This is a genomic window from uncultured Paraglaciecola sp. (genome assembly GCF_937123705.1).
Taxonomy (GTDB): Bacteria; Pseudomonadota; Gammaproteobacteria; order Enterobacterales; family Alteromonadaceae; genus Paraglaciecola.
This window is the reverse complement of record NZ_CAKZKO010000047.1, coordinates 34604-51554: the sequence shown is the minus strand read 5'-3', so window position 1 is coordinate 51554 and position 16951 is coordinate 34604. Positions and strand designations below refer to the sequence as shown.

The following is a 16951-nucleotide window of genomic DNA, read 5'->3' as shown; positions in this document are numbered from 1 at the left end:
TAAGCAAAGTTATTTTATCGCCCAATACATAAGTAAGCCAACAAAAGCCACTTGCGAAACAATAAACAGTGTTTTAGTTTTGCCAGTCACTTGGTATTTTTTGTCTATGGTTTGTTTCTGGCTTTCAATTAGTGCCCCACCTTTTAGCAGTGAGCACTGTATTTCTCCCGTAAAAAAATTGGTCGCTTTAAATTCAACTTCATATTGGTTGTTGTCTAATTCAAAAGGGAGCCGGGACTTAATGCCTAAAGAGCGTTTACTGGCAACCAATTGATCATTACAAAACACCTGCTCTTTACCTGATAGCGCTGAGCCAACAGCTCGTATTATCTTACCATCGTGAGAAAATTCGAAGTTATACCCTGTTGCAAGGCTGGCATTATTTTCGATGTTTGCAGTATGAGAAGTACTAGTATCCATATCTATTCCTTGTATCAATCAGCTTGAAAAAACTCGTAAAAAACAATATTTATTGAAGGCAAAAATCCAACACTTCAATTGTTAGCTTAATGCTACGTAAATATTTGTTGGTGGCTAGCAAGCTGCTTGTACCTGGGTATGAAAAAGCATACGAATGTATTTTTCAGACAAGAACGCTAGGATGTTTACGAGCAATATCAAAACATCCAGCGAGTGGCCTTAGGCCACTTTATCTTTTTCTAAGTCGTTAAATTGACGATTTCGACCGCTAAGTTATTGTGTGAATATACTAAATTAAGCTTATATACTAGCTGTGAGGTTTTAAATAAAAATTTAGACAAAGCGAATAACTAAAATTGCAGCTATTAGAAATAGTAACTGGGGAAGAATTAAATGACTAAGCAACGCATTTTTTATAAGTTTTCAACCCGTTGTTTGAGTATTGTACTTGGTAGTATTTTTATATTATTTTCAACTTTTAGTTTAGCTATACCAAAATCACACGAAGTGTTACCAGATGGTGTGTTATTAGGTGGCGAGTTAACATTAGATCCATCTAAAAAGCCCAGTGAAAATTTTGATTTGCTTGATTGGTCACTCACCTTACCTACCGATTTAAACGAAGATTTAAAAGCGGACACTATATACGAAAAGCCACTCAGTAAAGGGTTTGAATTAAAGCCTCTATTTTATACCGCGCAAGACGGCGGAATGGTGTTTGCCTGCCCAAATGTAGGGGCCAAAACGTCAAAGAATACTAAGTATGCTCGAACCGAGCTTAGAGAAATGCTGCGTCGAGGTAACAGTCGAGTCAAGATCCGCGGGGCGACCAAAAATAATTGGGTTTTTGGCTCAGTGCATGGGTCAACTCGCAAAAAAGCAGCGGCGGTTGGTGGAAGTTTAGAAGCAACATTAGCTGTTAACCGCGTTTCTAAAACTGGTGATGAGAAGAAGGTTGGGCGCGTGATTATTGGTCAAATCCATGCAACCGATGATGAACCAATCCGACTCTACTACCGAAAACTACCAAACAATTCGAAAGGCGCTATCTATTTTGCCCATGAAATTAATCACGGCGATGATATTTGGGTAAATATGGTTGGGACTCGCTCACATAAGCTAACTGATCCTGAGGACGGAATCGCATTAAATGAAAAATTCAGTTATAAAATCACCGTTGTTGAAGAGAATTTGTACGTTACATTAATTCGCCAAGGCAAGCCGAATATCACTAAAACAGTGGATATGAAAGACAGCGGTTATGGGAAAAATAACCAGTTCATGTATTTTAAAGCAGGGGTTTATAATCAAAACAATAGCGGTAATCTCAAAGATTTTGTGCAAGCGACCTTTTACCATTTAGACAACACTCATGAAGGGTACAAATACTAACGCTATTATTTGTTTATGAGCTTTCGGGAAATAGGTAAAAGCTGAGTCTAGAAAAAGACTAACTCACCTAAAGCTATCATTAAGGCCTCAAACTGAAGCGCGTCAGTGCGTCCAGCCTCGTAGTAGCGATTATACTTTGACTTGTTAAGCGATTACTGTAAAACCATGTGGAATATATTTACCTCAGTTAAATGAACAACTTACCCGCTTTTTTGAAAAACAAAACTTTTCTAATTATCTGCGAATCAAAAGCTTGAATTTAAAAACTGGAAAGCCCCACTAGTTTTCACCAAGTAGGGCTTTTTTAATTTAATGCTATTGATGTATGTTTGCTAGATGATTTTACACGCTAGTAAATCATACAAAAATGCATTTTCTATGTTTGTCTATCTACACACAGAGAATGCCTAAAGGTATTATTCAATACCTACGATCGCTTCAGATGTTGATGAGTTGTAAGGGGATACAGCGTTATCATTATCTAGGGAATCGCCTTCAGAATAAGCTTCAAAGTTATCAAAGAAGACTTCGGTTGTTCCCGCAGTATCGGAGTAGATAGTAAAGTTGTCTACTGATACCACACCTGTTGCCTCTCTGGTTCCGCCATTATCGCCAAATCTAACTGAGATATGCGTCACGCCACCAAAGGATTCGTTGTCAGGTGTAAAGCCTTCGGCTGTAAACCTAACGCCATCAATTTCAACGGTAACCAGTGGATTAACTTCTAAGTTGCCATCTGGGTATTCCCAAGTAATGACTACATTCATGAATTGATCAAGCATAACAATGGCCGCTGATGTATCGACACTACCTGGACTGCGCACACCAAAACTATCGTCTTTAATGCGTAGGTCTAAAATAGCGCCATTATTGTTGGTATCAGAATTAAATAATGTAATAAAGGCATCACCATTACCAAGATCGTCGTCTAAACGTTTGATTGCTACGGTAAATCGACCTTGTGCTAAAGGAACACCGTCACCTAAAGCGTATCGAAGTTCTCCAGTATCTGATGCGTCAGTATCGCGTATTTCTGCGAGTTTGTTGCCTTCAGTTCCTGGGCCTCCTATTTCGCCGATAGTCTCAACCGTTGCTTCAGAGGTACTTGAGTTGTAGGGAGAAGCAGCATTATCTGTATCTAATGAATCACCTTCGGCATAAGTCTCAAAGTCATCGTTAAATGCTTCAGTTGTTCCAGCTACATCTGAGTAAATAACTAAGTCATCAATTGTGAATTTGCCCGTTGCTTCTCTGACGCCGCTGTTATCGCCAAACCTAAAGGCAACGTGTGTCACACCACCAAAAGACTCGTTGTCTGGTGTAAAGCCTTCTGCTGTATACCTGACGCCATCAATCTCAACGGTAACCAGTGGATTAACTTCTAAGTTACCTGCTGGGTATTCCCAAGTGATCACAACTTTCATGAATTGGTCAAGCATCACTGTGGCCGCTGACGTATCGACACTACCTGGACTACGTACACCAAAACTATCATCTTTAATGCGAAGATCTAAAATGGCGCCGTTGTTGTTAGTGTTAGAATTAAACAGAGTAATAAAGGCATCACCATTACCTAAGTCATCATCTAGACGTTTAACAGACACCTCAATTTTACCCTGAGCAAGAGGTCCATTACTTCCAAGAGCATAACGAAGCTCACCTGTGTCGCCATCATTGGTGTCAATGATAACAGCAACGTTATTAGCGCCAGTATTAACCACAATACTGCCCGTTATGGTAATGACTAATTCGGCCGTAGTGCCATCAATCGATTCAATAGTGAAGGTATCAGTCTCGCGCTCACCTACTACTAATGCAGCTATGGTTGGATTGGTTGAGTCTAGTGCGTAACTAAACGAGCCGTCTTCTAGCATCGAGAGTGCACCAAATGTGCCTGTGAGCATAGACTCAACGATAAAGGCTTCACCTTCATCAGGGTCGATAACACTTACTTTACCCGTCAGCGCTTCGGTAGTATCACTTGCAACGGCGGCGGTTAGACCAAAGAAAGCCGCAGGTGTAGGCTCAGAAGTGCCATCGCCAGCATCAAATACTGCGACTTCAGAATAGATAGCTAAACCGTAAAGGCTGCTGTCACCATCTAAGGTCTCGCCGACGTCATAACTTTCAAAATTATCTTCAAATACACTGACAGTCCCTGTTGTATCAGAAAACACTTCGATGTTATCAACATAGAAAGAGCCAAATGGGATGGTTCTGTCGTTATCTCCAAACCTAAATTGGATAACTCTTACACCGTCTGCAAACCATTGAGCTAGATCGGTGAAGTCAGAGTCGACAACCGCCGCTGTTGAGAAAGAGCCTCCACCGATAACTTCTCCGTTGATGGCAACTGTAAGTTGTTCAGCTGCGTCCATATCCCATGTAATTTCTACCATATAGAACTGGTTTTCAATAAATGGAGAAGTAATTGTGTCGCCGGGATAGGCGTCACTGTCGGTATTTCTAACAAGGAATCTAGGATCAATGGCGTTTCCTTCACTGTCAGTTTGACTTCCTTGAATACGTAAATCTATTAGTGATTCGGCAGAGCTTCCAGAAGAGCCGTAAAGTGTAATATAGGCATCCTTATTATTGCCATCGCTACCCAATGCGACCTCTTTAGAAAAAGAAGCGCTAAGTTTACCTTGACGCAGATTGTCGACGCCGAGTCTAATTTCACCGGTATCATTACCGATGTCAGAAATTTTTACCACTTGGGTCAAAGCTGCTACTCGGACTTTTATTTCGGCCGTGGTGCCATCGATAGAAGCGATGGTGATTGTATCGTTAACAGATTCACCTACAACAAGATCAGCAACAGATTCATTGGTAACATCAACTGTATAAGACCAACCACCGTCTGCGCCAATACTAAAAGTGCCGTAAGTAAGTACAATGTCCGATTGCGCCACTATGGCATCTTCTTCAAAGTTTGGATCAGTAACAGAAACAGAAGCTGTTACAGGCTCCGAAGCTATGTTTTGCACTGTAGCGCTTAACACGCCTTCTATAATGGCAGTAACGGGGTCATCGTTATAGCCAATGGACGAGCCAATAATGTTAAGTAAGGCCTGATCGACATCTGCAGCTACATTGGAAGTGGTTTGCAAGTTGGTTTGTGCCATTTCAAATGCAGTTAAAGAAGCTTCAGAAAAAGACCCGTCAACAAAACTAGTGACAAGATTGGTTAAGACTGCAGACATATTGTTGTCATTATCGTCAGCATCTAGCTGCGATAACAGCGCTAACACAGAGCCATATCTGTCTGCATCTTCAGCACCTTCTGCTCCAAGAGCACTAACACCTACAGCTGTAGGTACTACTTCTGTGGTATCAAAACGGATCCCAAATCGAGCATTGATCGCGTTTGTTGCATCAGCCACACCATTTAAATCAGCGCCTGCAGCTTGTATTGCCATTTCGGTCAAAGGTGAAACCACATAAGATGGCGCAGGTGTTGTCTCGTCACCTTCAACCACATTGACTAAAGCTCTTAGCATAGGCGCTTCTAACGTATCGCCTGTAGATTCATCGATGTAAGTACCACCAGTACAGGAAACAAGACCAGGGCCTTCAAAATGAACATCGCTAAAGGTAACCGTGCCTGAGTCTGAAGACATACCATTAGCTTGTGAAGAAGCTGCCGCAGTACCGCTATTTACTGCGAATATGTCACAGCTTGCGCCACTTACCGGCCCTTTCACAACCATAGCCGTCACATTTAAAGTTGGGTTTATAACAGTTGTTGATGCACCCACTCCTTCAGTGAAACCAGCTTCGTCAGTATATACAGCAGAAACCGAGATTACTGAGCCTTCGTCAGCTTCGGTTATGGTGTAGGTATTGCCAGTTACGCCTGTTGACCAAGCATAACTAAGGGTGCCGCTTTGAATTCCGTCTGAGTCAGATACAGATGCCGAGAGGCTTGCACCGGCAACAAAATTACTACCGGTAATTTGGATACTCCCGCGGCTATTGCCTTCCAACTCGGCGTTATCACTGCCACAACCTACTAAGGCTGTCGTGATAACTAAGGGTATAAGTGTTTTCTTAAACATGCTTTCTACTCCTGAAAATTTTTCTTCTAAAATATTGCCTAGTTACCGAACAAATTAGGTAAATGTATATATTTTCAAACTAGGCATTATGCTCGATTAATACTTGAAGCTAATACCTGCGAATAAACGAGGGCCGTAGTCATTCACTTCACCTGTATTGCCTATAACGAAGTAGTCTTGAGACTTAGGCTCACTGAACAGGTTAATAGCTGAAACTTTTATACGAATTTGCTTGTTGATTTTGTAGGTAGCGCGAGCTTCCCAAACCGCTGCCTCATCAACATAACGTAGTCTTGTACCGTTACTTGTGTATGGCTGAAAATATTCGCTTCGATATTTGTAGATAAGTGCAGTATCAAAGTCACCCACTTGGTAATAAACCTGACCACTGAAAACATGCTCAGAGAAGCCTGGTACGCCACCTGGTGCAACAATACCTTCAGTAAGTTGCGTGGTTACACCATCAAGGCCAGTGTTGAAGGTATCGCCGTAAAGGCTATCTTCAAATTCGTAGTCCGTGTCAGCGTAGTTATAGCCTAACTTTACACCCACTCCGCTATCCCAACGATAAGCCAAAGACGCTTCTATTCCAAAAAGGTCGCTGCTTTCATCAGTGGTAACTGAATTAGTAATTGGCAATGAAACACTAACACCATCAATTGTGAAGTCTTCTAATACGGTTTGTTGTTGGAAACCACCATTGAATTGTTTGTAGTACACGCCAAATGCAAAGATTGAATCTTCATTAGGGTACCACTCAGCCGCTACATCGAAGTTCCAAGACATCAGAGGTTGAGTACTAGGGTTACCAGAGCCGTCAACCCCAGTTAACAATTCTTCACGCGTCGCCGCTTCAGCTTCATCGTCGGTTTGGATTGAGCGATCGAAACTAAGGTCAGCGGGATCTACGCGAGACATACCTCGATAAATTCCGCCTCTTAGAAGAACATCATCGCTGTAATCTATGACTAAATTAAAACTAGGTAATACCTCGGTGTAATCACTTCCAGCAACAGTGCGCTGAATAGATCCTGCCTCAGCAGAGCTCCACAAATCAGTTAATGGATCTTGGCTAAACACGTAACCTTGCCTAAAGCCTATTGAAGTCACATCGGTATTGACTACTCGCAAACCAAAGTTACCGCGAATGTATTTACCCATCATTTCGGTGTTGTAGTTAGCCATTATGTATGCAGATATTGTTTCTTCCGTAACGTCAATGGTTCCTTGGTTTTGGTATTCAACTTCTGGATACGCAAACTCTATGCCTGCAGAAGCTGCCAATGCTTGAGAGAAACAAACGTTGTCATAGGTAGCCCATGAAGAACCTGTGCCACTAGACACGACATTTCCAGAACTGTCGATTTGCGTAACTAGGTCGCCGTCAGACATTCCAGATAAGAAATCAGACTCAGGAAAGTTAATTTGACAATCCTGAAATACGTTGTTTGCATTGGTTACGGTTTCGTCTAATTCGATTTGAGTTCGTGTGCCGTTGCCGTTACCACCACCATATTGAACAAAAGTCAATTCAGAAACTCGCACCCCACCTTGGATGCTAGTAAACACATCGCTATCTAACGCGTAATCAAAGTCAACACGCGCTGAAGTCACTTCATTTTCGCGAACGTTTTCACGATCGAGACGTGTTCGTAAGTCAGAGGTAAAATTAGAAATATCGGTTACGTCAAAATCAGTGACGGTAAAGTTAGGAATATGCTCACCCATATCCCAAGAAAAGAATGGACGACTTGAAGTGCGACCTCGGTTTGATATTTGTAGCTCTTCACGTTTGGTTTGAGAATAAGAAACGTCTGCATTAATGGTTAATTTATCATTTACATGATGTTCTACGTTTAAACCATAGCCACGATAGTTTTCCTCTCGAGAAAACTGCTCGCCTGCAGATTCGATACGATCTTGACCTTCCCAATGTAAAATACCACCAACACTGTTGGTAATTAGATTCTCACCTGTAATACCAGGGGTAACGCGCTTTTGTAAGAAAATTAAATCATGTCGTGCTTCAGCTTGAGTACGATCAGAGACTTGAGCGTCGAAATTTATGTCCCAAGCATCAGATGGTTGAAATTGTAATCCTAAAAATAGTGCGTCTCTTTCATCAGAGGTTTCATTTTGACGGAAACTACGGCTTGAACCAGTCCACGCGTATTGCTTACCCGCGTCTTCCGCGCGACCTGTGGTTGGATTGATATCAGTCTGATAGCCTTGATTATTGCTACCGTTCACCTGGTCTTCACAGTCACCCGCTGAACTTCTAAAAAAACCTTCATTCATATTGCTTGGGTCATTCAAACAAGCCCACAAAGACGAGCCTGAAGGACTAGAGCTTCGATACTCAGCTTCTGGCTGGCTGATATCTTGACGTTGCCAACCGACCGTCACTCCTAATGCCGAGCCATTTTCGAATTCGAACTGATCAACAAAACTTAGCGTACCACGGTAGCCTAAGTCGCCTTGAAGTGAGTTTTCAACATTTGCTTGGTCAGGGTTATAATTAAGTTTAACTTCACCTTGAAAGCTTTGTTTACCGTGATCTAAAGGTTTAAGTGTTTCTAGGGTGATTAAACCAGCAACACCACCTTCAATCATTGAAGCGTCTTGAGTTTTATAAATAGCCACCTTTTTCATAAGTTCTGACGGAAACTGAGAAAAGTTAACTGAACGGTCGCCACTACCATTTGTGGCTTCACGGCCGTTAATGTGGGTTGCACTTAAGAAAGGACCAAGACCACGAATAGTAATTTCAGTCGCGCCACCGTTTTCACGGTGAGATGCGGCCCCAGTAATTGACTCTAAGGCTTCACCGATTGAAAGGGCAGGTAAATCACCAATATCATCAGCAGATAATCCGTCAACTACAGATGTAGACTCGCGTTTTATCGCAATTTGATTTTGAATGGTTTTGCGAGTTCCAAGGATTTCAATAACTTCAAGATCTTGATCTGCTTGGTTCTCATTTGCTGTTTGAGTTTCTTGTGCAGTGGCCGAAAATGCAAAAGAACCGGTTACAGAAGCGAAAGCTGCGGCTTTTACCCATTTTGCGACAGGTTTAAGCATAAATCGCTTTTTTTGATTGATTAAGTTTGTGTTCTTATCTGATATCAACGACATATCGAGTTCTCCGATGTTTTTTGAGTGATCATATGATTGCGGATCGCTTGCCATATTGATGTTATACCAATGTTGTAAAATTGTTACGTTTCAATATACGGAATAATAGATAAGATATCAATCAATTGGTAATATCCAATGAGTCAGTTTAATTGCAAATTGGTATTACCAGTGGCGGTAACCGTTATGTTGCCGATATTGATTACGCATGCCTGTCGGATACATTAGGTGACATTGACGTTTTATTATTCAGTCGACTGTTTTGTGGATGTTGAGTCTAATTCTTCCACTTTTATGCTTTTAACAGCATATATTCTCTATTTATAGAGGATGTATGCGAAAAGTTCGAATTTTCAGTAAAATATCAATAGTGTGCAATGGGAGTAGTTGTAGAACAAAACTTGTTTTCCTTACCGAACTTCTAAGCTATAGATAATTAGGGGGGATTTGGTTATGGATTTTGTACTATTTTAGAAAATGTGTATGACCTATACTGAAGCTTTACTATTTTTGGTAATCTCCAATTTGCTAACCGAAAATAACGTCTATGTTATCAATTTGTAGATATGCAAGCTGAAAATAGTGGCTACGATCTAATAGAAGAATGGAACTGTTTTAAAGCAGGTGCATATTCTCAAAATAAGCCCCCTGAAAGTGGTGATACAAATGGTGTGGGTTCTGACTTTGACTTAGTAATTTTCTACTATTTAAGTAATTCACACTCTCATTAATGACTAACCTGACACTCAGAGTAAGAAACGCCTGTAGTAGCGTTTCTTACTCTTATTTAGAATTTCTGACTGTCAGCAGAAATTAAGCGACCTTATCTTTTTCTAAGTCATTAAATTGGCGATTAAGATCATATTTTTCATCGGTAACTATTTTTTCTAATGTTTCGATACGATCGCGCAATGCCGCAACTTCACGCTCTAAATCATTAATTGTATTGACTTGTTCGGTATTTTTCTGCTCCTTCTTTTTACCTTTAGGCCCATTAACCAATTCGACTATTGCCCAACATACAAGTGCAACTATGGCGATGGCAGTTAAATTCATGATTTTTCTCCTATACCTTGATACGAATTATAAAAAGTTTATGCTTATGCCAAGAACAAAGCAAATAATTGGCCACAAGTAAAAATCTATATTAATCATATAGTTAAATGGTTTGTTAAGAAGTGATGTCTAACATTTTAGTGAAAATGGCTAATTAGGTAATGTAACTAGCCAAAAATAGAGAAATATAACCAGTGAATACTGAACAAGACGAATATTGGATGCGCCATGCTTTACAATTGGCAAATAATGCGCAACAACAGAATGAAGTGCCTGTTGGTGCTGTTTTGGTTAAAGATAATCAGATAATAGGCGAAGGTTGGAACCAATCCATCAGCTTACATGATCCTTCTGCCCATGCAGAGATGATGGCAATGAGAGAAGCAGGCAGAAAGCAACAAAATTATCGTTTAGTTGATTGCACCTTATATGTCACTTTGGAGCCATGCTCTATGTGCGCTGGATTATTGATCCATGGCCGTATTCATCGTTTGGTGTTTGGGGCCTCAGATCCTAAAACGGGTGCAGTGGGAAGTTTATTTGATTTACTCGGTGACCCTAGAATGAATCATAATATTGCAGTAACAGCTGGGGTATTGGCAGAGCAGTGTGGCGAAAAACTATCTGCATTCTTTAAACTTCGCAGAGCACAAAAAAAATTGTCTAAGAATAAAGTGCAATAGTTTTGATTAACAAGCTTGCGCTAATTCTTCATTTACCTCTAATACTTGAAAATTCTGGCGACGAGAAATTACTTTCTGATGCACACGCTTTAACATTTGGCGTCTTCTATTATTGCTGCTTAATCGGCTTCTATTGACGGTATCGGTTCGTTTCTTCATTTTTCCCCCTTGAAATGTTTTAGGTAGACTTAACTTAACTGGCTAAAGTTCAATTTATAGCATCCTATATAAGTGAACTTTGTTAAAATTTTATGACAATGGGTATCTATTTCGCAGATTTCAAAGGATCAACCAGTAAGTTGCAATATCAACTATTAGTAGTCGCGGACATTAATTGTTAGGGGGTAACTGATGCTTCAGTCTGTTAGTTCTGTGTCTGGTGCCACTGGCGCAGGAGGTTCATCTGGGGCAACGTCTGGCTCTAGCATATGAGGTTGTTGCTCATCTAACCACACAAGAGTGTCGTAATATCGCCTGATGTTATCCACATAGGCCACTGCTTCATTACCACGAGCATAACCATACCTAACGGTTTTGTAATATTTTTTCTGTCTTAATTGAAGTAGCCTTATTTTAACATCTACCCACATATCGGGGTTGGCACCTTGCCTGTCAGTTAAAACTCTAGCATCTTCTAAATGCCCCATTCCCACGTTATATGAGGCGAGTGCAAACCATAAGCGATCAGGGTAGGTAATACGATCTGGAATGCGTTTAAGTAACCCAGTGAGATATTGGGCCCCACCTTTTATGCTTTGCTCAGGATCAAGCCGAGAAACTATACCCAATTCCTTAGCCGTTGCCATGGTTAGCATCATCATGCCGCGCACCCCGGTAACGGAAGTCGCTTCTGGTTCCCAATGACTTTCTTGATAACTCATGGCAGCTAATAAACGCCAGTCGAGATCCCCTGAATACTGCATAAACCAGGGTTTAAATTTAGGTAAAACCTGTTTCGAGGATTTAATAAACTCTCTAGTATCAACGTAATTAAACTGCCTAACGTGCCCAAAATATTTATCTTCAAGTGCAGCTAAAGTACCGTTATTTTGGATGATCCCAAAATATTCAATAAGTGCTGCTAACAATGAGTCGTCTCTATCTTTATTGACTGCCCAGGCAATATTTTGCTCTGGGCTAATGGAAAAACCTATCGATAGTTCGGGATAACGGCGACGCATTAAGGCCAAAATATTGGAATCGGCAATGGTGTAGTCTAGTTCTTCATTTAGTACCATTTCCAACAGCTCTTCCATATCACTGTCATCTGTTTCCTGCCAGCTCAGTTGTTCGTCTTGCTGCTTCAGTCTAAGGAGTGATTCATGGTGGCTACTGCCAGCTGCAATAACTAACTCGCCCTGCAGGTCCGCAATTTTTCTAGGCCATTTATTACCTTGCTTAAATACCAGTTTTTCACTGACGCGCTGATATCCAGGGCCAAATTTGTACTTTTGAAAGCGTTCAGGGCTGACGCTTATGCCGGCGGCAATCATATCGAGATGAGCATTTGTTAATTGCGGGAATAAATCGTCTAAATTGTAGTATGGAAATACTTCGAGTTTAACGCCAAGGTAGTCGGCAAAACCTTCCGCCAGTTCATATTCAAACCCTACTGGTCCTGTGGCGCCATTATAATAGGTCGTAAGCCCATAGGTTGTACCTACTTTTAATACACCTGCATCTAAAATTTCTCCCAAGCTGGAAGATTGTTTGATGTCATTACAGCCACCAATTACCAGTACAAGAAATATAATGAGACTACGCCGTAAATGAATAACTATGCCCTCGTGTTTTGGGTCATTTTTTTAAGGAAATCCTATTGTGTACAAATTATTGAGTTTCATCCAGTGCTTTGTTTACTCTCAGCACTAACAAAGTAGACCGATTGGTCATGTGCTTTGAGGTCTAAAGTGATGAAATAAAACGGATAAAACTAGATTTTAAGTAAACTGATGCTTATAAAGCTAGTTAAATTATCCTATAATTTACGCCTTCAAATTCCTCATTCATCGATTTACATGTGTTTAGTTAGAGTTAAATAATATGTGAATTCCGCTATAAGGTGATAGCTTTATGTTAGTGCTTCGCGGTACACCTGCGTTATCCGATTTTCGTGTTGAAAAATGTCTTGCTCAATTCGCTGAACAGGGTTTACCTGTCACTTCGATTTATGCCGAATATGCGCATTTTGTGACGGTTTCAGAAACATTAACCGAGCAAGAAAATCTCATATTAGGCAAGTTGCTTACTTATGGTCCCAAAATTCAGGAGCACAAGCCTGAAGGTTGTTTGCTTTTGGTGACACCTAGGCCGGGTACTATTTCACCTTGGTCATCAAAAGCTACAGATATTGGCCACAACTGCGGTTTACATAAAATTCAACGCATAGAGAGAGGGGTGGCCTATTACCTTGATGCAGATAAGCTAACTAGCGCCCAGCTAGATGCAGTCTGTGCTTTACTGCATGACAGAATGACAGAAGTGGTGATGAGGGATTTTCATGCTGTTGAGGCGTTATTTGTACAAAGTGAACCGTCACCTCTAACAACAGTGGATATATTGGAGCAGGGTAAAGTTGCGCTACAACAAGCCAACATACGGCTAGGTTTAGCCTTAGCAGAGGATGAAGTGGATTATTTGTTTGATAATTTTACCCAACTCGGCCGCAACCCCAATGATATTGAATTGTATATGTTTGCACAGGCGAACTCTGAACATTGTCGCCATAAAATATTCAATGCCGACTGGACGATAGACGGGCAACCTCAGCCTAAGTCATTGTTTAAAATGATTAAAAACACCTATGAGCAATGCGGTGAAAACGTGCATTCAGCTTACAAAGATAACGCTGCTGTGATGGAAGGCAGTTTTGCTGGGCGTTTTTTCCCCGATACTCATGGCAACGAATACCGCTATCATCATGAAGATATCGATATTTTGATGAAAGTAGAAACCCATAATCATCCTACTGCTATTGCGCCGTTTTCAGGTGCGGCCACGGGCTCGGGTGGTGAAATTCGAGATGAAGGCGCGACTGGAAGAGGTTCAAAACCTAAAGCGGGATTAGTTGGGTTTTCGGTGTCTAATTTGCGTATACCTGGTTTCGAACAACCTTGGGAAACCGACTTTGGCAAGCCTGCACGTATTGTTAGTGCCTTTGATATTATGATGGATGGGCCCCTTGGTGGCGCAGCCTTTAATAACGAATTTGGTCGACCCAGCATCTTGGGGTATTTCCGCACTTACGAACAAAAAGTCACTAGTTTTAATGGCGAAGAAGTCAGGGGATATCACAAACCCATCATGTTGGCAGGGGGATTGGGGAATATTCGCAAATCCCACATTCAAAAAGGTGAAATCACTGTAGGCGCTAAGTTAGTTGCCTTAGGTGGACCTGCTATGAATATTGGATTGGGCGGCGGCGCAGCTTCATCAATGGCGTCAGGCCAATCCAGTGAAGATTTAGATTTTGCATCGGTACAACGTGGTAATCCAGAAATGGAAAGACGTTGCCAAGAAGTTATAGATAAATGTTGGCAAATGGGCGACCACAACCCTATTCAATTCATTCATGATGTAGGGGCTGGTGGCTTATCAAACGCTTTTCCAGAGCTAGTGAGTGATGGTGGGCGTGGTGGTGATTTTGAGCTACGCAATGTGCCCAACGATGAGCGCGGCATGACACCACTTGAAGTATGGTGTAATGAATCTCAAGAGCGTTATGTGATGTCGGTAGCCCCTGAAAATATCGATATTTTTGCTGAAATTTGCCGCCGAGAGAGAGCGCCCTTTGCCGTAGTAGGTGAAGCCACCGAAGAAGAGCACCTGACCCTTAGCGACCAACATTTCGATAATAAACCTATCGATATGCCACTGGATGTATTGCTTGGAAAAACACCCAAAATGCACCGTGATGTGGAATCCAAGACACTAAACACATCACCCCTAGATACCAGTGTTATGGCGCTATCGGAAGCGGCACAACGCGTTTTAAACTTGCCTGCAGTGGCTGAAAAAACCTTTTTAATTTCCATAGGTGATCGCTCGGTAACAGGTTTAGTAGCACGAGATCAAATGGTGGGACCTTGGCAAGTACCCGTAGCCGATGTTGCAGTGACAGCCAGTGCGTTTGATAGTTACCAAGGCGAAGCGATGTCAATGGGGGAACGCACACCCATAGCGTTAATTAGTTATGCTGCTTCTGCGCGTATGGCAGTAGGTGAGGCCTTAACCAATTTAGCTGCAGCTGATATTGGTGATTTGAAACGTATTAACCTTTCAGCCAACTGGATGGCAGCAGCGGGTCATCCTGGTGAAGACGCTGGCTTGTACGAAGCGGTAAAAGCTGTAGGTGAAGAGTTATGCCCAGCATTGGATATTACTATTCCAGTGGGTAAAGACTCTATGTCTATGAAAACCACTTGGCAGGATGAACAAGGCGATAAATCGGTGACTTCGCCCCTTTCTCTGGTGATCACCGCTTTTGGTGCGGTACAGGATATTCGCAAAACTTTAACCCCAGAATTAAACACTAAAATAGCTGATACAGAGTTGTTACTGATTGATTTAGGCCAAGGCCAAAATCGGCTTGGGGCGTCTTGCTTAGCGCAGGTGTATCAGCAGTTAGGCAACGAAGCGCCTGATGTAGACTCCCCCGAATTACTTAAGGCCTTCTTTTTAGCCACCCAACAATTGGTTAATGAAAAACGCCTGTTGGCCTATCACGACAGATCAGATGGTGGTTTATTTACCACTATTGTGGAAATGGCCTTTGCCGGTAAAACCGGTGTGGATATTCAGTTAGATGCCCTTAGTGGACAAGCCATTGAGCTATTATTTAGCGAAGAATTAGGGGCTGTGGTGCAAGTTACAGCAGCAGACAAAGAGCAAGTTCTAAAGGTTTTTGCCCAGCATAATATTCAGCACCTAGTGCATAGTATTGGACGCTTGAATAACACCGATCAGATTGTTTTCAAACAAAATGGACAAGTGGCGCTTGAAAATAGTCGCGTGGCCTATCGTCAAACTTGGGCGCAAACCACCTTGAAGATGCAAAAACTTAGGGATAACCCGAGTTGTGCCGAGCAAGAGTATGCGGCTAAGGCTGATAGTGAAGATCCAGGTTTACATGCCAAGTTAAGTTTTGATGTAACCGCAGATGTGGCTGCACCTTATATTCTTAAAGGTGTGGCACCGCGTATTGCCATATTGCGTGAGCAAGGTGTTAATTCTCACGTTGAAATGGCGGCGGCATTTGATCGCGCCGGCTTTAGCGCAATAGACGTGCATATGAGTGATGTACTGTCGGGCAAATATTCCCTAGATAGCTTCAAAGGGTTAGTGGCCTGTGGTGGATTTTCTTACGGTGATGTATTAGGCGCCGGAGAAGGTTGGGCAAAGTCTATCTTGTTTAATAACCATGCAAGAGATCAGTTTGCGGCGTTTTTTGCTCGCCAAGATTCTTTTTCACTTGGGGTGTGCAATGGTTGTCAAATGCTCTCAAATTTAAAATCATTGATACCCGGTGCAGAACTATGGCCACACTTTGTAACCAATCAGTCAGAGCGATTTGAAGCACGGGTTGCCTTGTTAGAAGTGAAGTCATCCAAATCGATATTTTTTGATGGCATGCAAGGATCGAGAATGCCTATTGCCGTGTCTCATGGCGAAGGCAGGGCGGAGTTTTCCAAGGAAAGTGGCGCGACTGAGGCACTAAATAGTGCGACAATTGCGCTGCAATATGTGGATAACTACGGAGATGTCACGCAGCGCTATCCAGCTAACCCAAATGGTTCTCCCCTAGGTATTGCGGGTCTTACCAGTAAAGACGGTAGGGCTACGATAATGATGCCTCACCCTGAAAGAGTATTTAGAAGCGTTGCCAATTCTTGGTATCCAGATGATTGGCAGGAAGATGGCGCTTGGATGAGGATGTTTAGAAACGCGAGAGTGTATCTTGGCTAAGGGCTTGATGTAATAAGGCTGTTATAAGCGGTATTTATTGAAGTTAATTTTTATAGATGACTGGAAAACTGGCAAATCCAGTTGTCTAAATCCTTGTTTATTTTGAAATAAACAATAAATTCCTTGTATATCAGTAAACTAGTGCCTATTATCAGCTTTCATGTTGACAAGGACTTTGACTTCTGCATGTTTTAATCTAAATCAACATGTGATTAATAAAACTAAAAATAATAAGAGACG

General features: G+C 41.7%; 9 protein-coding genes. 3 read left to right on the top strand and 6 right to left on the bottom strand.

Translation table 11 applies throughout. The annotated features are described in order from the left end of the window. Positions 1-9: 9 nt before the first annotated feature. Positions 10-420, bottom strand: a complete 411-nt coding sequence (locus Q0688_RS08335) for a hypothetical protein (protein ID WP_299074895.1) — start codon at positions 418-420, stop codon at positions 10-12. A 393-nt stretch (positions 421-813) separates the two neighbouring features. Here Q0688_RS08335 and Q0688_RS08330 point away from each other — a divergent pair, with 393 nt between their 5' ends. Further along, complete coding sequence (locus Q0688_RS08330; protein WP_299074894.1) at positions 814-1812, top strand: polysaccharide lyase family 7 protein; 999 nt, start codon at positions 814-816, stop codon at positions 1810-1812. Between the two features lie 416 nt (positions 1813-2228). Here the strand turns inward: Q0688_RS08330 and Q0688_RS08325 are convergent, their stop codons facing one another. From Q0688_RS08325 to Q0688_RS08315, 3 genes are all read right to left on the bottom strand, one after another. After that, positions 2229-5873 (bottom strand): VCBS domain-containing protein, encoded by a 3645-nt coding sequence (locus tag Q0688_RS08325; protein ID WP_299074893.1) that lies wholly within the window; start codon positions 5871-5873, stop codon positions 2229-2231. A gap of 96 nt (positions 5874-5969) precedes the next feature. Beyond that, positions 5970-9008, bottom strand: coding sequence for a TonB-dependent receptor (locus Q0688_RS08320; protein WP_299074892.1), 3039 nt, complete (start codon positions 9006-9008; stop codon positions 5970-5972). A gap of 813 nt (positions 9009-9821) precedes the next feature. Continuing rightward, a complete protein-coding gene (locus tag Q0688_RS08315; protein WP_299074891.1) occupies positions 9822-10064 on the bottom strand; it encodes a hypothetical protein in 243 nt (80 codons plus the stop codon). 194 nt (positions 10065-10258) lie between these two features. Between Q0688_RS08315 and tadA the strand changes: the two genes are divergently transcribed. Continuing rightward, on the top strand, positions 10259-10747 hold the full coding sequence (gene tadA / locus Q0688_RS08310; protein ID WP_299074890.1) for a tRNA adenosine(34) deaminase TadA: 489 nt from the start codon (positions 10259-10261) through the stop codon (positions 10745-10747). 6 nt (positions 10748-10753) lie between these two features. Here the strand turns inward: tadA and Q0688_RS08305 are convergent, their stop codons facing one another. Both Q0688_RS08305 and mltF read right to left on the bottom strand, forming a co-directional pair. Continuing rightward, positions 10754-10906: a hypothetical protein gene (locus Q0688_RS08305; RefSeq protein ID WP_299074889.1), complete on the bottom strand. Its 153-nt coding sequence runs from the start codon at positions 10904-10906 to the stop codon at positions 10754-10756. Between the two features lie 197 nt (positions 10907-11103). Then, entirely contained in the window at positions 11104-12486 is a 1383-nt protein-coding gene (mltF, locus tag Q0688_RS08300) for a membrane-bound lytic murein transglycosylase MltF (RefSeq protein WP_299074916.1), read from the bottom strand. A gap of 334 nt (positions 12487-12820) precedes the next feature. On the opposite strand from mltF, the gene purL reads away from it, so the two are divergent. Further along, entirely contained in the window at positions 12821-16711 is a 3891-nt protein-coding gene (gene purL, locus Q0688_RS08295; protein ID WP_299074888.1) for a phosphoribosylformylglycinamidine synthase, read from the top strand. Positions 16712-16951: the final 240 nt, after the last annotated feature.